Below are 16,785 nucleotides of genomic sequence, written 5' to 3'. Positions count from 1 at the left end.
GTCGAGGCCGTAGCAGGGGTTGGGGAGCTGTTCGCATACGTGACCGGTCGTCACTCTGCTTCATGGGCGGACGAGTTCAAGAATGTGAGCACCGGTGCAGAAGCGCAGTGAGACTCCCGGCGATCCCCAGGCACCGGGCGGCCGCCGCGTACGCGTACGCAGCCGGCTCGTCGCCGGCGTCGCGCTGGTCGGGATCACCGTCATAGGGGCCGGAGCCCCGGCCGTCCTCACCGCCTCCGGTGACCTCACCGACTCCCAGCGGCTGGTCACCCTCGCCGAGCTCAACCGGCAGGCGGTCACCCTCGCGCACTCCCTCGCGGACGAGCGCGACGAGGTCACCGCGTACGTCGCCGCCGGACGCGGCACCGGGAACGACGACGCGACGGGCGACGCCGGGGCGAAGGTGCCCTCTGTGGACGCCGCCCACCGTGCCCGCGTCGACCGGCAGATCGAGGAGATCGACGCCGCGGCGCCCGACGACCTCCGCCGCGAACTCGCCGGCCTCCCCGCGATACGGCGCTCCGCCCTCACCGGCAAGGGCACCGCCATGGAGGCCCACCGGGCGTACACCGACGTCATCACCAAGCTCCAGGCCCTCTCCGCCGAGCTCGCCGAGAAGACCCCCGCCCGCGCCGCCGACGCGGGCGCCGGCACCCGCGCCCTGACCGAACTCGGTCGCGCCGTCGACCAGGCCTCCGCCACCCGCGGCCTGCTCCTCGGCGCGCTCGCCGTCCCCGGCAAGAAGAACACCGGCCTCGTCTACGACCCCGTCACCGGCCAGTACGTCGAGCCCGAGGACCCCGCCGGGGACGCGGCCGACCGCGCCCGCGGCGCCCTCAGCGCCGCCGCCCAGCAGGCGCGCGTCCGCGAACAGGCCGCCCTCTCCGATTTCGACCAGGCCGCCCCGCCCGCCTCCCGCGACTCCCTCGCCGCCACCGTCACCGGCCCCGAGGTCAAGAGCGCCGAAACGTACCTCGCGCGCCTCACCGACCGGCCCGAACTGTCCGACGGCGACCGCAAGACCGACCAGGAGAAGCTCCGGGCGACCCTCACCGCCCGCATCGAGCAGATGCGGGGCGTGGAGTCCTCCCTCGCCACCGGCGAGGTGCGGCGCATGGAGCAGCTCCGCGACGACGACGTCACCGCCCTCGAACTGCGCATCGCGCTCCTCGGCGGCTGCCTGCTCATCGCGATCGGCGTCTCCACCGCCGTCGCCCGCACCCTCACCCGGCCGCTCGCCGTCCTCCGTATCGGCGCCGCCCGCCTCGCGGAGTCGCCCGAGACGGAGGAGCCGGTCCGGTTCACCGGCCGCAACGACGAGTTCGCCCAGGTCGTACGCTCCCTCAACACCCTGCACGGCAGGCTGCGCGAGCTCGGCGCCCGCGCCGAGCAGCTCGACGCCGAGCGCACCGACGCCGTCGCCGCCCGCGAAGCACTCGCCGCCGAGCTGGCGACCCAGCGCGCCGAGCTGCGCGACCGGACCGCCGAGGTCAGCGCCGAACTGGAGGCGCTGCGCGGCAGCGTCCACCACACATTCGTCAACCTCTCCCTCCGTACGCTCGGACTCGTCGAACGGCAGCTCGCCGTCATCGAGAAGCTGGAGGAGCGCGAGCAGGACCCGGAGCGGCTCGCCACGCTCTTCAAGCTCGACCACATGGCCACGGTCATGCGGCGGCACAGCGAGAACCTGCTCGTCCTCGCCGGGCACGAGCACAACCACGCCCACCAGGGGCCGGTACCGCTGGTCGACGTCCTGCGCGCCGCCGTCAGCGAGATCGAGCGGTACGAGCGGGTCACCATCCAGTCGCTGCCGCCGCACGCGTACGTGGCCGGGTTCGCCGCCGACGACCTCTCGCACCTGCTGGCGGAGCTGCTGGAGAACGCCACGTCCTTCTCGCCGCCGGACGCCAAGGTCCAGCTCTCCGGCTGGCTGCTGGAGAGCGGCGAGGTGATGCTCTCCGTCGAGGACGCGGGCATAGGGATGACCGAGGGCCGGCTCGCCGAGCTGAACGCCCGCCTGGCCGACCCGGAGTCGGAGTCCCAGTCGGACGCCGACCGGGACGGCGAGGGCCTCGGCATGCGGGTGACCGCGCTGCTCGCGGCCCGGCACGGGGTACGGGTCCAGCTGCGCGACCAGAAGCAGGGCGGCGTGACGGCGGTCGTCGTCCTCCCGCCCGCCCTGCTCCCGGACGCCCCGCCGACCGCCCTGCCCCCGTCGGTCACCGTCGCGGGCTCCGGCCCGACGCTGAACCTCCCGGGCTCGGTCGCCGAAGCCAACTCCAACACCCTGCCCAGCGCCCGCACGGCCCGTGACCCCCTGGTCGCCGCCGCCGAAGCCACGCTCCGGGCCACGCCCGAGGCCGCCACGCCGGCCGCCCCGCCGGCCGCCCCGGCGGACGGCGGCCCGGCGGACGAGGACGCCCCCGAGCCTGCCGCCCCCGCCGGGCCCGAGACCACCCTCCAGGTGCGCGCGCCGGGTGAGCCGCAGTCCGGGCCCGAGCCGGAGACCGACCCGGAGCCGCAGTCCCGGCCCGAGCCGGAGACCGGGCCCGAGCCGGAGACCGGGCCTGCGGCGAACGACAGCGAGCCCGAGACGCACGAGCGGGCCGACGCGCACGAGCGGGCCGACGACCGAGAGGGCGGCGAGCCGCGTGCGCGCGAGCCCAAGTGGGAACGCGTCACGGACAAGGGCCTGCCCAAGCGGACCCCCAAGGTCGTCGAGCCGACCACGCCGCCCGCCGGGCGCAAGGGCGGGGTCGACGCCGAGGCGCTGCGCCGCAGGCTCGGCGGGTTCCACCAGGGCGCCAAGGACGGCCGCCGCGATGCCGAGGCCGAGATCGCGGAAGGCACCCAGCAGTTGGAAGCGGTACGTACCGAAGAGACGGGGGACACAGTCGAGGAGGCACGCAGTTGACTGCGACGACCGGCAGTACCACCGGCACCGCAACGTTCGGACTGAGCAGTGAAGCCAAGAACCTGCAGTGGCTGCTCGGCAACCTCGTCGAGGAGGTGCCGGGGGTCCGCTCCGTAGCCGTCGTCTCGTCCGACGGGCTGCTGCTGCTCTCCTCCGACCCGGTGGACCGGAAGGGCAAGGCCCCGGCCGGCCAGTCCCGGTCCGACGGTCCGCGCGGGGCGGCCGCCGACCTCGCCACCATCGTCTCCGGCATCGGCAGCCTCACCATCGGTGCCGCCAAGCTGATGGACGGCGGAAACGTCAAGCAGACGATGGTCGCGATGGAGGAGGGCAGCGTCTTCGTCATGACCATCAGCGACGGCTCACTCCTCGGGGTGCACGCCACGCCCGACTGCGACATGAGTGTCGTGGCGTACCACATGGCACTCTTCGTCGGCCGCGCCGGACACGTACTCACACCCGAACTCCGCAGCGAACTGCGCAAGTCGATGGAGAGTGCCGAATGACCTCCGCATCCGCCGCCGGCCGGCTGCCGGTCCGGGGCGGCGGGCGACGGCCCGCCCGCGTCCGCCCCTACTCGCTCACCGGCGGCCGCACCCGCTTCGGCCACGTCCTGCTCGTCGAGACGTTCGTCGCCGCGCTGGAGGCACCCGAGGAGCGCAAGGAGCTGACGAACGGCGGCCTCGCCTCCCGGGTCATGCCGGAGATGCGGGCGATTGTCGAGATCTGCCGCCGAATGCGTACGGTGGCCGAGATCTCCGCGCTGCTGAAGATGCCGCTGGGCGTCGTCCGGGTGCTGCTCAGCGACCTGGCCGACCAGGGGAGAATCCGCGTGTACGGCACCGGTCACGGCACCGGCCAGCCCGACCGCGCACTGCTCGAAAGGGTGCTGAGTGGTCTCCGCCGCCTCTGAGATAGCCGTGGACGAACCCGAGGCCCAGGAAGACGTCCAGGCCTGGCAACTCGACCACACCCGCGCTCCCATCGCGACGAAGGTCGTGGTCGCCGGCGGCTTCGGCGTCGGCAAGACGACCTTCGTCGGATCGGTCTCCGAGATCACGCCGCTGCAGACCGAAGCGCTGATGACGCAGGCGAGCGAGGACACCGACGACCTCACCGCCACGCCCGACAAGCTCACCACCACCGTCGCCATGGACTTCGGGCGCATCACGCTCGACGACGACCTGGTGCTGTACCTCTTCGGTACGCCGGGCCAGCAGCGCTTCTGGTTCATGTGGGACGACCTGGTGCGCGGGGCCATCGGTGCCGTGGTCATGGCCGACACCCGGAGGCTGACCGACTGCTTCCCGGCGCTCGACTACTTCGAGAGCTGCGGGCTGCCGTACGTCGTGGCGGTCAACCACTTCGAGGGGACCGAGCTGTTCGAGGCCGAGGACGTACGCGAGGCGCTCACGGTGCCCAAGGACGTACCAATCGTGATCATGGACGCCCGGAAGCGGATCACGGTGGTCGAGTCACTGCTGGCGCTGGTGGCCCGCGCCCTCGAAACCACCCCTGAGTAAGGAAAAGAGACTCTTCGATGCGGAAGATACTCATCGTCGGAGCCGGGCAGTCCGGACTCCAGCTGGCCCTCGGACTCCAGTCGCAGGGGTACGAGGTCACCCTGATGTCCAACCGCACGGCGGACGAGATCCGGGCCGGCCGGGTCATGTCCACGCAGTGCATGTTCCACACGGCGCTCCAGCACGAGCGGGACCTGGGTATCAACTTCTGGGAGTCCCAGGCGCCGAAGATCGAAGGCCTTGGCGTCTCCGTCGCAGGGCCGGAGTCGCAGAGGGTGATCGACTGGCTGGGCACGCTGGACGGGTACGCCCAGTCCGTCGACCAGCGGGTGAAGATGGCCGGCTGGATGGAGACGTTCGCGCAGCGCGGCGGCCAGCTCGTCATCCACGGCGCGGCCGTCTCCGACCTGGACTACTTCTCCCGCACGTACGACCTCGTCCTCGTCTCGGCGGGCAAGGGCGAGCTGGTGTCCATGTTCGGCCGGGACGCCTCCCGCTCCCCGTACAGCGAGCCGCAGCGCGCGCTGGCCGTCGCGTACGTGCACGGGCTCGGCCCGCGCCCCGAGCACCCGGACGTCGAGGCGGTCCGGTGCAACCTGGTGCCGGGCGTCGGCGAAATGTTCATCATGCCGACCCTCACCACTTCCGGCCGCGCCGACATCCTCTTCTGGGAGGGCATCCCGGGCGGCCCGCTGGATGTCTTCCAGGGCGTCAAGGACCCGGCTGAGCACCTCTCCCTCACCCTGGAGCTGATGGAGAAGTTCCTGCCCTGGGAGTACGCAAGGGCCACCAAGGTCGAGCTGACCGACTCCAACGGCACCCTCTCCGGCCGCTACGCCCCGACGGTCCGCAACCCCATCGGCCGTCTCCCCGGCGGCGGCCTGGTCCTCGGCGTCGCGGACGTGGTCGTCGCCAACGACCCGATCACGGGCCAGGGCTCCAACTCGGCCTCCAAGTGCGCCGCTTCCTACCTGGCGTCCATCGTGGAACACGGCGACCGGCCCTTCGACGAGACCTGGATGCAGCAGACCTTCGACCGCTACTGGGACACCGCCCAGCACGTCACCAAGTGGACCAACGCCATGCTCGGCGTCCCCCCGGAGCACGTCCTCAACCTCATCGGCGCGGCGGGCCAGCTCCAGCCGGTGGCGGACCGTTTCGCGAACGGCTTCAACAACCCGGCCGACTTCGAGAACTTCTTCTACGACCCGGAGAAGACCGCCGCCTACCTGGCCTCGGTCACTGGGGAGTAACGCCCTGCCGGTGGGCGCGTCCCGCGTCGCTCACGTGACAGTCCGCCCGAGAGGCCCGGCCCTGGAAATGAGGCCGGGTCACCGGACCACAAGGAGCTGGACCCGGAGCCGAACGCGAAGCGTCACACCCGCCGGGTGTGCCATTGCCGCTTCAACTGGTGTTTGCCGCCGGTTGGAAGTCGTCAGCCGGTAGGATGATCAGTTGGGAAGCACCGTCCGTCAAAGAAAGACCCGATGCGATCAGGCTCCTGCCGAGTGCGGTGCAGTACGACGCGATGGCTTGGGCGGCCGGCGTCTGGGGTTTGGCCATGAAGGCGAAATCATCGGAGGTCGCCACTTTCCGCAGCGATCGAGAATCGGCATCTCCGATTCCGAAGGCGACGATATGCGGTGCGGCTCTGTTGAGTTCCCGGTTGATCAACCGGGAATGGGCTTCCTCCCAGTCGTCGAGCGGTATGCCATCGGTCAAGAAGAAGACAATGGGCCGGTAGACCCGGTATCCCTCGCTTTTCAGCCGGATGACGTCGTTGGGGATGCGCTCGGCCAGAGTCGTGAAAACCGGGGCGTATTCAGTGAGGCCACCGGCACGCAGCGGCGGAAGCCGAGCCTCGGCCCGCAGGTCCGCGAGCTCCAAGCGGACGACGACATCCCCTGAGAATCCCAGGATCGACAGGCGAAGCCGGGAGGCGACAACCGGCTCGTGCAGCAGCGCAACGTGCAGCGCGGCCAGTCCCGCGTTGAGGTCGCCGATGTACTCGGCCATGGATCCGGACTCGTCCGCGACCAAATAGACCGGGATCACTGCTTCCGCGGACTCGGTCACCGGTGCTCGGGGGGCTCCTCGTCCGGCCGGCGCATCGGAGACCTCGGTCAGTGCACCCGCCGTTCCGCCCACTGGGCCGGTTGAGCGGTACGCGATCGGCCCGTCCCGGAGAAGGCGGACCTCTTCGAGCAGTTCGGCGGTGCTGGGACGCTGCATGGGGTCCACAGCCATGCATCTTTCAAGGAGCCGGCCGATTTCGGGGCCCGCGCCGGACAGCCGGCCCGCCCGCACTGTGTACTGGTTGTACTGCGGGTACTGGTAGCGGGTCATCTCGTTGGAGACGATCGCGCCCAGGCCGTAGATGTCGAAGGACGAATGAAGTGGCTTGGTCAGGGAGTACCCTTCGGGCGGCAAGAACTCGTCCCGCAGTGGCCGGTACCGGGCATAGCGGTGGAGACGGCCGTCGTGCTGGGAGTACATCCAGCTGATGACGACCACGCTGTCCGGCACGACGAGTACGGCGTGCGGTGACAGATTCCCGTGCACGATGCCGCGGGAGTGAGACCGTTCCAGCGCCTCTGCGAGCCGCTGGATGAGGAGCAGTACCGCCCGTGGGTCATCGGGTGGGCTGTTCTCCGCCCAGGGACGGTCCTGGAGGGTTCCCGCCGGTTGTCCCGATACCGATCTGACACATTCCATGGCAAGCCAGGGGCTGGTCGCCTGCGTTCCTGTCCCGAGCAGTCGCGGTGCGTACCTGTCACCCATACGCCGGAGCGACTCCGCTTCGGTCTCCATGAGTGCCGGAATCATGTCCGGGTCGGAGGAGGGAGGGATCTGCGGCTGGACCTTCACCAGTGCGCTGTTCCCGCGGTCGTCCATCCCGAGGAACACCTCGGAGAAGTCCGCGCGGGTGACGAATTCGAGCAGGCGGTACGGGCCTGCTGGTGGACGGCGTGATGTGGCAGGAGGGGCCTGAGGCTTTGAAGGCCGACCGCCCGGTGTCTCGACGGCTCTGGGCCATCCTGCGCGTACGAGGACCTCTGCGCGGAGCCGGGCCCAGGGGATGCTGTCCGTCGGCAACCGGACTTGGCCCTCAACATCCGGGATGAGACCGGTGACGCGGCCTGGTGCGCCGACCGGGCTACGTTCGAAGAAGCGTGAAACCTCCAGGAGGATCGCGTCCACCTCGTGTGAGCGCAGCCCGGCGAGAAGTTCCGCGCGAACTCCTGGAAGGAAGTCATAGGGAATGTCCTCGAGGGGCGTCTCCTCGTCGGCCTCGCCCGGCACAAGGAGGCCGCTGAACATCACTTCGGCGAGCACCGACGGCGGAGTGCCAGGAAGAGTCGCCGCTTGGACCACGCGCATGATGAACACATTCAGTGGCACCGCCGACAGGCAGGACAGCAGCCGGAACGCCTCCGGTGTGGCCGTGGCGTGGAAGTCCCGGAGCCGCCGCTGTGGTGATCGGACATCGGGGGTGCCCGCCGGCCGGGATCCTGCTCTCAGGAGCGCGACCGCGGTGTCGACGCCACCGATCTCCTGTCCCGCCACCAGCCGGGCCCATGGCCGGAGCCACCGCGAGGCCAGTTCCAACACCGGGACGGGTACGCTGCCGACGGGCAGGGACCGGGTCCGGCGACGGTATCCGGTGTAGGTGAGGAGGGTGTTGGCCGCCGAGTGTTCGGCACGGCGAAGCCTTGCCGGGACGGTGGGAAAAGCCGAGTACGGCCAGAGGTGTTCAGGGAGGGCCTGAAGCACCGCCACGGGGCCGACCGCAGCCCACTGGCGAACCGCCTGGTGCACCTGAGGCTGGTCCCATCCAGGCGCCACCCCGTCGGTGAGTACGAGTACGAGCCGGCGGCCCGACGGGTCGCAGAGTTGAGACGTGCTCTGCAGGGGCCCGGCATGGGGGCCGGGCCGAGTGCTCAGGCCGGGTGGACGGTCTGGCGAGATGTGCAGAAAGCGGATGCGCACGTCACGGAACGCCCCCAGCTGGACCAGAAGACGGTGCACTTCGTCCGTGAGGGAAGTCCACAGCATCCTGCTGGTCGGGTGGTTGTCCACGACCAGGATGGTGTCGAGCCAGCGTTCCGTCGCAGGGCGCAGTACGGGCACGAGCGTCCCGGGACCGTGTAGGGCGAAGCGCTGTGCGCTGTGCTCGGCGGTTTCCTCCTCGTCGAGTTCGCTGAGACGGCGTGAGGACACACGACGTTTCAAGGGCTTCAAGGCGCGCAGCAGGTGTAGCGGCTGGGGCAGGGACGAGCACGTGGGCAGACGCACCGCTCTGGCGGGCAGCCGGTCCAGCGCCCCGGCGGTAGTCGTCTCGGCCGGTGTGTGAACAGGGACCGACGAAGCCTGCGGTGACGCGTCGTTTCCGTTGCCGGATTCCGTCTTGTCGGAGCTCCTGGACTCGCGTTGCGGGGTGCCGTCCGAGGGAGCGGCCGAGGACGTGCCCGGCGGCAGGTGATCCGCGAGCCACAGGATCTCGGCGAGTTCCCGCGGCGTGGGTTCGAGGCCGAGTGCCGTGAGAACCGACCGGAAGCGCCCGATGCTCATCAAAGTGTCCGGTTCAGGTACTGCATGACGAGATCCGCGATGTGACCTGGGCCGGTGTCGGTTCCGCCGGCTGCATGCCGGGCGAGGTAGACGGCCTGGAGAAGCTGATCCGTCGCGAGTTCTCCCGTGCCACGACGGTCGAGAAAGCGGTTGATCAGAGTCTCGGCATGGGGGGCTGCGTCCTGTCCGAGGTGGGCGTACACGATCGCGCGCAACCTTTCCTCGTCGGGCACGGGGAGGTGCAGGCGAACACAGCGGCGTAGGAAGGCGGGCGGGAATTCTCGTTCCCCATTGCTGGTGAGTACGACGAACGGGAAGGCCCGACACCGGACCCGGCCGCCAGTGATCTTCACTCGTGCACCGTTGTCGGCGGGGCGGACATCAGCACTGCCGATCGTGTCAGCGATCCTTGCCAGTTCGGGAATCTCGAAGGCGCCTTCCTCGAAGACGTCCAAAAGGTCGTTCGGAAGGTCGATGTCGCTCTTGTCGATTTCGTCGACAAGGAGGACCCGAGGCAGTTCGAAGGGGGCCAGGGCCGTACCCAGCGGGCCCAAACGGAAGTACTGGCCGATGTGAGTCGGTGTCGGATCGGAGGCGTTGTTCACCTCTTCCAGCCGGCCGAGCGCGTCGTAGCGGTACAGTCCATCCTTCAGGGTGCTGCGGCTGGTGATCGGCCAGCGGAGGACGGAACCAAGCCGTAGTTCGTGGGCAACGGAGTACGCGAGACTGGACTTGCCCACTCCTGGATCGCCGGTGACGAGCAACGGCCTGCGCAGGTAGAGGGCTGTATTGACCATCTCGAGGGTCTGCCGGTCGGGCTGATAGGCCTGGGCCCGCAGTGGCCACCGCTCGGTGAGACCGTAGTCACTGTCCCGGTCGAATGGCGTCGGCTCGTCGTCATAGAAGGCGCGCCAGGGCGGAGGTTCCGGCAGCTTCGCTACATCGCCGTGCGGCTCGCCGCTGCCCCGATAGATCAGCCAGTCACTCACGAGCCGAACCCCTCTCCGCGTAGTGCAGTGGTGTGTCGGGCAGCTGCCGATCAGGGTTGTCCCACAGCAGCACGAGATTCAGAGCGTGGTGCTCATCCGCGGCTCGGGACGCTGCTTCTCCGCGCAGCCGCCGGACCTTCTCCGGCCACCGGCCGGGCGGGGCATCATGCAGGTCCCGGCGCAGCTTGGCGAACGTGTCCGCCGTCGGGCACCGGCCCTGCTCGCCGCACCCCAAGCAGGCCCGGGTATGCGGCGCGGCGCCGCCCTTCTCGGCCTGTGGGACGGCGCAGCTGTCACGTTGCGTGCGCCGCCACATCACCACGGGCACTCCGCAGGACAGCGCCACCTCGAGTGCGGTCGTGGAGGGAGCCAGCCGGAGCGAGCCGGCGAGCACGAGCGCCGCGAGGTCGGGGTCGGTCTCCATCCAGCCTTCAAGCATCTCGTGGTCCGCCTGATGACTGTTACACGCCAATCCCAGTGCCTGCTGGCCGGCCACCGCACCGGCGGTGAAGCGGTCCCATCGCTCACGCCAGGTCGGGTGGAGTTCCTCATCCTCGAACCGTTCCAGGTCCCGCACCACCACCGGATACTTGCGGCCGAGGCTCGACCAGGCACGACGAGGCCACAGGCGCCAGGCATCGAAGTCTTCCTCCATGAGCTGCTGGGGGACGATCAACTCCACCATGACCCTGTCGCCACCACTTCGCCCGAGCAAGGCGAGTTGGTCCGGAAGCCGCTGACGGGTCAGGTCCAGTGCTTCTTCGAGCGGTAAGGCAGCGCTCTCGGCCGCGACCGGTGAAATGGCGTCCGGCCCCTCGTAACGCCACATCGCCACGTGGTAGCGGTCCCGGTCCACCACGGACGGTCGTAATCGGACCATCACAGATCGGAGGATGGCGGGGGGTGGCGTCGGCTCCCATAGTCCGGCCCATTCACCGCGGTCGATACCGAGCACTCCGCCCATCAGGTCCACCCAGGTGCGCAGGCGTGAACCGAGTTCACCCGCGTGCTCACGCGCGACCATGGCCAGGTACTGGAGCGTCCGTGGCGCCCGGTGCCCCGGAGTGACCAGTGATTCGAGCTCGCTCACCACGTCACGGTGTGCCCGCAGAGGAAGTTCCGGGGCCGCCGCATATCGACCGGACGCCTGGTGAAAGCCCGCTGACAGCGCGTCGGGCGCGGGGGCGGGCGCACTGGCGAGCATGGCGAACAGTTGGCGCTGGGCGGGCATCGGGATGCCGGCCGACCACGGTGGCGTGGGCGGATGCGGTGAGGAGAACGGCCATCGCAGATCACGGACGTGGAAGGAATCATGAGCCCGTACCAGCGCGCGGTAGGCCGACGGCTCCAAGAGGCGTAATGCACCGATGGGGGTCGCCAGGCCGCCCATGTCGCTGTCGGCCGAGCGGGTCGCCTTGACCACCGCGCACACCCCTCCGGTGCTCAGGTCGAGCACCGGTCCCCCTGACATGCCGTTGGTGACCTCGTCCCGCTTCAGCCGCAGCATTCGTCCGCCGTCCAACGTCTGCTCACCCTGGTACTCGAAGGTGGAGGTGAGCGGCTCCGGTACAGCGCGGTACTTGTCGGAAAAACCGATTGCCGTGAGGGGGCTGCCACCACTCGGCAACCGGTCGTACCACCAGGCACATGGGTGGTCCGTCGGGGCATCCGACAGCTTCACTATGGCCAGGTCCGGATATGGCCACAGGCCACCCCCGGTCGGGGCTGGAGAGGCGGCGACGACCCGGCCGTCGAGCTCAGCCTTCCCCCAGTGAACCGTGACGGGAGACCCCACCGCCGCCCCCGACACATGCGCGCAGGTGACGACGTAGCTGGGAGCGGCGAGAAACCCGCTGCCTGACGTCCGCCCGTGCACCCTGACCAAGCACCTACGGCCCTGCTCGGTCAACTGTCCCGCATACGCCATTCGTCTCCTCCGGTCTGAACCGACGTGACTGCCGCCATGCTCAGGTTCCGGTGCTCGGCTGCCGACCGCTCCAGGACAGGGTCACCTTGAGGGCGGCTTTGCCGCTCGTACCGGCGATCGCGGCCACCAGACCGTCCTTGCCCGCTGCCAGCTCCACGCCGAACTCCACGCTCACCCCGTCCGGAGCCGCTTGGGCGACGGCCTGACGGACATTGGCAGCCACGGATCGCAGCGTTTGGTCGAAGCCCCGCAGTGCTTGCACTCCGCCGTCGAAGAAGCCGGAATCTTGTGGTCCGGACGACTGCTCGACGTGAGCCCACACCACCTCGCCGTCCGGCAGTTGCACTTCCACTAACCGCTGCATCGTCCCCCGCTCGGGCCTGCGTTCGTACCGGACAGAGCCGGTTGATGAGCACCCAACGATAGCCGCGCGCGCCGGACCCGCGCATGGCTTCAGCCACGATGGGATCTCCTGTGAGCTGCCGCCTGTCCTCCATCTTCCGGCCTTCTCCGCTGCTTCACCGATCGCACTTCACGTCGGGCGTACGCCCCAGCCGCGTCCGTACGGCGACGGCGGCCGAGGCGATCACCGTGATGCCGCCCAGGACGGTGGGCCAGGTGATCTGCTCGTGGAGGAGCAGCGCGGCCCAGGAGATGGTCATGACGGGCTGGACGAGTTGTATCTGGCTGACCTGGGCCATCGGGCCGATCGCGAGGCCGCGGTACCAGGCGAAGAAGCCGAGGAACATGCTGACCACGCCGAGGTAGGCGAACGCGGCCCACTGGACGGGGGTGCCGGTCGGGGGGTGTTGCGCCATGGAGAAGGCGGCGAGGGCGGTCATCAGGGGCGCGGAGAGGACCAGGGCCCAGGAGATGGTCTGCCAGGCGCCCAGTTCGCGGGCGAGGAGGCCGCCCTCCGCGTAGCCGATGCCGGCCGCGAGGACGGCGCCGAGCAGGAGCAGGTCGGACCAGTGGAGGCCGCCGAGTCCGCCGCCTTGGAGGGAGGCGAACCCGACCGCGGCGATCGCGCCGACGGCGGCCATGGCCCAGAACCGGACCGGGGGGCGCTCGTGGCCGCGGAGGACGGCCAGTACGGCGGTCGCGGCCGGGAGGAGCGCGATCACGACGGCACTGTGGCTGGCCGAGGCGGTGGTCAGCGCGAAGGACGTCAGGACGGGGAAGCCGACGACCACGCCGCCCGCGACGACCGCCAGGCGGGCCCACTGGACACCGCGGGGCAGACGCTGCCTCGTGATCACCAGCGCGGCGGCGGCGAGGAGCGCGGCGATCACCGCCCGGCCGGAGCCGATGAACAGCGGTGACATTCCGCCGCCTTCGACGGCGACCCGGGTGAAGGGGACGGTGAACGAGAACGCCGCGACGCCGAGCAGGCCCCACCGGAGACCGGCATGAGCCGGGGATAGCACTGGGGCGGCGATCAGAGTAGCGCTACTATCATGTGTCATGAACAACGATAGCAGTTCGCGGATCGTCGCCGGGCTGAGCGAGTGGATCGCGACGGCCGCTCCGGGCGCGAAGCTGCCGTCCACCCGGACGCTGGTCGCGCGGTACGGGGCGAGCCCCGTCACGGTGCAGAAGGCGCTGCGGACCCTCGTGGCGCAGGGGTCGGTGGAAAGCCGGCCCGGCGTGGGGACCTTCGTCCGGGCGGTCCGGGTCGCTCGCCCCAACGACTACGGGTGGCAGACCGCGGCCCTCGGGACGCCGCCGCACCGCATTCCGCAGCTGTCCACCGCGTTGCGGACGTTCCCGAACGACGTGATCGCGCTGCACTCCGGCTATCCGGACCGGGATCTGCTGCCCGAGCGGCTGGTCCGGGCCGCGTTCACCCGCGCGGCCCGGGGCGACGCCGCCGTCAGCCGTCCGCCGTCCGCCGGGCTGCCGGAGTTGCAGGCGTGGTTCGCGACGGAGCTCGGCAGCGCGATGCCGGTGGGGGTCGCGCCCCCGGCACCGAGTGATGTCGTCGTCGTCCCCGGCAGCCAGAGCGGGCTCAACTCCGCCTTCCGCGCCGTCGTCGGTGAGGGCCGCCCGCTGCTGGTGGAGTCACCGACGTACTGGGGGGCGATCCTCGCCGCCGCGTCGGCGGGCGTGCGGGTCGTGCCGGTTCCCAGTGGAGCGGACGGCCCCGACCCGGACGAGCTGGCGCGGGCGTTCGAGCAGACCGGGGCGCGCGCGTTCTACGCGCAGCCGAACTTCGCCAACCCCACCGGCGCCCGCTGGGCGCCCGACCTGGCGGCCCGGGTCCTCGACACCGTTAGCCGGCACGGCGCGTTCCTGATCGAGGACGACTGGGCGCACGACTTCGGTATCGCCGCGGACCCGGTCCCCATCGCCGCCCGGGACGACAGCGGGCACATCATCTACCTGCGGTCCCTGACCAAAAGCGTCTCCCCGGCCGTCCGTATCGCCGCGATCGTCGCCCGAGGCCCGGCCCGTGAGCGCATCCTCGCCGACGCCCAGGCCGAGTCCATGTACGTCAGCGGCATGCTCCAGGCCGTCGCGCTCGACGTCGTCACCCAGCCCGCCTGGCGCACCCACCTGCGCAACCTCCGCCAGCAGTTGGCCGCCCGCCGGGACCTCCTCGTCGACGCGCTCCGGGAGCACGTACCCGCAGCCCGCCTCGAAGCTCTTCCGCAGGGTGGCCTGAACCTCTGGGTCCGGCTGCCGGACGCCACCGACCTGCCCCGGCTCGTCCGTGACTGCGAGAGCGCCGGAGTGCTCATCGCCCCCGGCGGCGAGTGGTTCCCCGCCGAACCGACCGGCGCGTACCTCCGCCTCAACTACTCCGGGCCCAACCCCGGTGCCTTCCCCGACGGCGCCCGCGTCATCGGGCAGGCGCTCGCGGCGCAGTAGGCGCGGTCGTGGTGCCTCGCGGGGCCGGCCCCTGTTGTCCGGCGGGAGCCCCGCGGAGATTCCTGCTCCGACGTCGGTGATCACGGGCGGGAGGTGCTGAGGTGGACTGGGGGACTCTCGTCGCTGCGGCGAGCGGTGGCTCGCCGGCTGTGTCCGGCACCGTTCTGGCCGACTGTCTGCGCCATCGCCACGAGGACGACCGGGGGGCGGGGGAGCGGCGGCGGGCGGTGTACCTCGAGTTCATCCGTGCCGCCGAGGCCTGCCATGCCCGGCTGTGGCAGATCGCCCAGGCTCTCGGCGCGGAAGCGGACCTCGACGCGGCCACCCGCGCGGCGCTGAACGAGGCCGCCGTCTACGAGGCGCGCGAGCGGCTGTTCATCGACGCGAGCACCGCGGTCGCCAGTGCCGGGCAGGCGATGTTCGAGGGGCTCCGCGCGCTCCGGCACGTGGTGGCGGCCGGCGCCGAGCCGGCCTCACCCGCCTTCCACGACGCCTACCATCCGTACATCGCCACGGTCTGGGCCTACCGGGTCGCGGTGCGCGAGGAGCTGGAGGGCCAGTCCTTCTCGCCCGGGGCCTTCGGGTGGGACCGGTGGGACGGGAAGGACCGGTGCCCGTTGTGCCGGGACGCGGCCGCCGCCGGACCGTGAGCGGCGGCCGGCCCGGCGCGCCGAGGCCGGGCCCCCGTCGCACCTCCGTCATCCCTCGTTGTTGCCCTCGTCCGAGCCGTCCGCCGCGCCGGTGGGCAGGTCCGGCGGGGTGTAGGAGCGCAGGGAGCGGGCCTTGGGGTCGGGGCGGACCGCGCCGAGGAGGGGGTTGGCGGCGATGGGGGAGACCTTGACGCGGGCGCCGGGGCGCGGGGCCTGGATGACCAGTCCGTCACCCAGGTAGATCGCCACGTGCGTGGCCTTGGGGAAGTAGACCACCAGGTCCCCGGGGCGCAGGGAGCGCAGCGGCACCTTGGGCAGGGTGCGCCACTGTTCCTGGCTGGTGCGGGGGATGGGGCGGCCCGCCTTCGCCCACGCCTGGGACGTGAGGCCCGAGCAGTCGAAGGACTCCGGGCCCTCGGCGCCCCACACGTACGGCTTGCCGATCTGTTCGGCGGCGTACGACAGGGCCTCGTCGCCCAGTTCCGAGGGGGCGCGGGCGCCTTCCAGCTCGCCGGTGGCGAGGAGCTCGCGCTGGGCGTCCTGTGTCTCGGACTCCTCCAGGGCGGTCAGCTCCTCGACCTCCTCGTCCGACAGCGCGGCGAGGGTCTCCTCGACCTCCTTCAGCCGTGCCGTCACCTCGTCGCGGGCCTTCTTCTGCTTCTCGGCCAGCGTCTGCTCCCGGTCCAGCGCCTTGCGGGACGCGGTCGCCAGCCGGTCCGCCCGCTTCTCGCCCTTCTCCAGCCGGGCCACGGTCGCCGCCCGTTCGCGGGATGCGCGCCGCAGCAGGTGGTGCTGGTCCAGGGCGTGGTCGGGGTCCCGGGCGAGGAGCAGCCGCAGGGAGGAGGAGAAGTCGGTACGGCCCTGGTACTGGGCGCGGGCCAGCCGCCCGGCCTCCACCCGGGCGTGGGCGAGGGAGTCGCGCGTCCTCGTCAGGTCGCCGGTGAGCTTCTTGGTCTCGGCGGCGAGCGCCTTCCGCTCCTCCTCGGTGGCGTTGTACGTCTCGGTCGCCTCCTCCGCCTGCTGGTACAGCGTGCGCAACTGCGTCAGCAGCTCGGGCACGCTGGACGAGCCGGACGCTTCGGTGGGCGACTCGGCCGGTTCCGTGGGCGACTCGGACGCTTCCGTGGGCGACTCGGACGCTTCCGTGGACGAGCCGGGCGGCACGCTGGACGGCTCGGCCGGTTCTTCCGTGGACGAGCCGGGCGGTTCGGGCGCGGCGGCCGCGGGGGCGGCGGGCAGTGCGGCCAGCAGAAGGGACGCACAGACCGTCCGCAGCAGTCTTCCTGACATGTCATCACCTCCGCTCCCATCATGGGGCGGCAAATGGTATGACTAGCGT

13 protein-coding genes are annotated in these 16,785 nt (G+C 70.8%); 7 read left to right on the top strand and 6 right to left on the bottom strand.

Going from position 1 to position 16,785, the window contains the following annotated elements; genetic code table 11:
- Positions 1 to 94: 94 nt before the first annotated feature.
- Genes ABT360_RS12835 through ABT360_RS12815 form a run of 5 tightly spaced genes read left to right on the top strand, consistent with a single transcriptional unit; the run spans position 95 to position 5,690 of the window.
- The gene (locus ABT360_RS12835; protein ID WP_351814391.1) at positions 95 to 2,914 is read left to right on the top strand and encodes a sensor histidine kinase; all 2,820 of its coding nucleotides are present in this window, start codon (positions 95 to 97) and stop codon (positions 2,912 to 2,914) included.
- Positions 2,911 to 3,420 (top strand): roadblock/LC7 domain-containing protein, encoded by a 510-nt coding sequence (locus tag ABT360_RS12830; protein ID WP_351814390.1) that lies wholly within the window; start codon positions 2,911 to 2,913, stop codon positions 3,418 to 3,420. The genes ABT360_RS12835 and ABT360_RS12830 overlap by 4 nt, the downstream gene beginning before the upstream one ends.
- Entirely contained in the window at positions 3,417 to 3,827 is a 411-nt protein-coding gene (locus tag ABT360_RS12825) for a DUF742 domain-containing protein (protein ID WP_189553156.1), read from the top strand. Before ABT360_RS12830 ends, ABT360_RS12825 begins: the two co-directional genes overlap by 4 nt.
- Before the next feature lie 7 nt (positions 3,828 to 3,834).
- Complete coding sequence (locus ABT360_RS12820) at positions 3,835 to 4,437, top strand: GTP-binding protein (RefSeq protein ID WP_351814389.1); 603 nt, start codon at positions 3,835 to 3,837, stop codon at positions 4,435 to 4,437.
- A 17-nt stretch (positions 4,438 to 4,454) separates the two neighbouring features.
- Positions 4,455 to 5,690, top strand: coding sequence for a styrene monooxygenase/indole monooxygenase family protein (locus tag ABT360_RS12815; protein ID WP_351814388.1), 1,236 nt, complete (start codon positions 4,455 to 4,457; stop codon positions 5,688 to 5,690).
- Positions 5,691 to 5,841: 151 nt separating this feature from the next.
- Here the strand turns inward: ABT360_RS12815 and ABT360_RS12810 are convergent, their stop codons facing one another.
- The 5 genes from ABT360_RS12810 to ABT360_RS12790 form a co-directional block, all read right to left on the bottom strand.
- Entirely contained in the window at positions 5,842 to 9,009 is a 3,168-nt protein-coding gene (locus tag ABT360_RS12810) for an SAV_2336 N-terminal domain-related protein (RefSeq protein WP_351814386.1), read from the bottom strand.
- A complete protein-coding gene (locus ABT360_RS12805) occupies positions 9,009 to 9,998 on the bottom strand; it encodes an AAA family ATPase (RefSeq protein ID WP_351814384.1) in 990 nt (329 codons plus the stop codon). Before ABT360_RS12805 ends, ABT360_RS12810 begins: the two co-directional genes overlap by 1 nt.
- On the bottom strand, positions 9,991 to 11,925 hold the full coding sequence (locus ABT360_RS12800) for a VMAP-C domain-containing protein (RefSeq protein ID WP_351814382.1): 1,935 nt from the start codon (positions 11,923 to 11,925) through the stop codon (positions 9,991 to 9,993). Before ABT360_RS12800 ends, ABT360_RS12805 begins: the two co-directional genes overlap by 8 nt.
- A gap of 40 nt (positions 11,926 to 11,965) precedes the next feature.
- Positions 11,966 to 12,289, bottom strand: a complete 324-nt coding sequence (locus ABT360_RS12795; protein WP_351814380.1) for a CU044_2847 family protein — start codon at positions 12,287 to 12,289, stop codon at positions 11,966 to 11,968.
- A gap of 154 nt (positions 12,290 to 12,443) precedes the next feature.
- The gene (locus ABT360_RS12790) at positions 12,444 to 13,352 is read right to left on the bottom strand and encodes a DMT family transporter (RefSeq protein WP_351814378.1); all 909 of its coding nucleotides are present in this window, start codon (positions 13,350 to 13,352) and stop codon (positions 12,444 to 12,446) included.
- 37 nt (positions 13,353 to 13,389) lie between these two features.
- Here ABT360_RS12790 and ABT360_RS12785 point away from each other — a divergent pair, with 37 nt between their 5' ends.
- Positions 13,390 to 14,796 (top strand): aminotransferase-like domain-containing protein, encoded by a 1,407-nt coding sequence (locus ABT360_RS12785; RefSeq protein WP_351814376.1) that lies wholly within the window; start codon positions 13,390 to 13,392, stop codon positions 14,794 to 14,796.
- A 149-nt stretch (positions 14,797 to 14,945) separates the two neighbouring features.
- Positions 14,946 to 15,446 carry a CchlQ gene (locus tag ABT360_RS12780; RefSeq protein WP_351814374.1) on the top strand — a complete coding sequence of 167 codons (501 nt, stop codon included), beginning with the start codon at positions 14,946 to 14,948 and terminating at the stop codon, positions 15,444 to 15,446.
- 48 nt (positions 15,447 to 15,494) lie between these two features.
- Here ABT360_RS12780 and ABT360_RS12775 read toward each other — a convergent pair whose 3' ends face one another.
- Entirely contained in the window at positions 15,495 to 16,736 is a 1,242-nt protein-coding gene (locus ABT360_RS12775; protein ID WP_351814373.1) for a C40 family peptidase, read from the bottom strand.
- Between the last annotated feature and the right edge of the window lie 49 nt (positions 16,737 to 16,785).

The organism is Streptomyces sp. NPDC000229 (assembly GCF_040300825.1).
In the GTDB taxonomy this organism is placed as follows: domain Bacteria; phylum Actinomycetota; class Actinomycetes; order Streptomycetales; family Streptomycetaceae; genus Streptomyces.
Note: the sequence above shows the minus strand (reverse complement) of the source record. Positions and strands in the feature narration are given on the sequence as shown.

Bases quoted from the DNA above. Each gene is read 5' to 3' on its own strand.
- ABT360_RS12800 (WP_351814382.1), bottom strand. From the start codon at position 11,925: ATGGCGTATGCGGGACAGTTGACCGAGCAGGGCCGTAGGTGCTTGGTC.
- ABT360_RS12795 (WP_351814380.1), bottom strand. From the start codon at position 12,289: ATGCAGCGGTTAGTGGAAGTGCAACTGCCGGACGGCGAGGTGGTGTGG.
- ABT360_RS12825 (WP_189553156.1), top strand. From the start codon at position 3,417: ATGACCTCCGCATCCGCCGCCGGCCGGCTGCCGGTCCGGGGCGGCGGG.
- ABT360_RS12815 (WP_351814388.1), top strand. From the start codon at position 4,455: ATGCGGAAGATACTCATCGTCGGAGCCGGGCAGTCCGGACTCCAGCTG.
- ABT360_RS12775 (WP_351814373.1), bottom strand. From the start codon at position 16,736: ATGTCAGGAAGACTGCTGCGGACGGTCTGTGCGTCCCTTCTGCTGGCC.
- ABT360_RS12785 (WP_351814376.1), top strand. From the start codon at position 13,390: ATGAACAACGATAGCAGTTCGCGGATCGTCGCCGGGCTGAGCGAGTGG.
- ABT360_RS12810 (WP_351814386.1), bottom strand. From the start codon at position 9,009: ATGAGCATCGGGCGCTTCCGGTCGGTTCTCACGGCACTCGGCCTCGAA.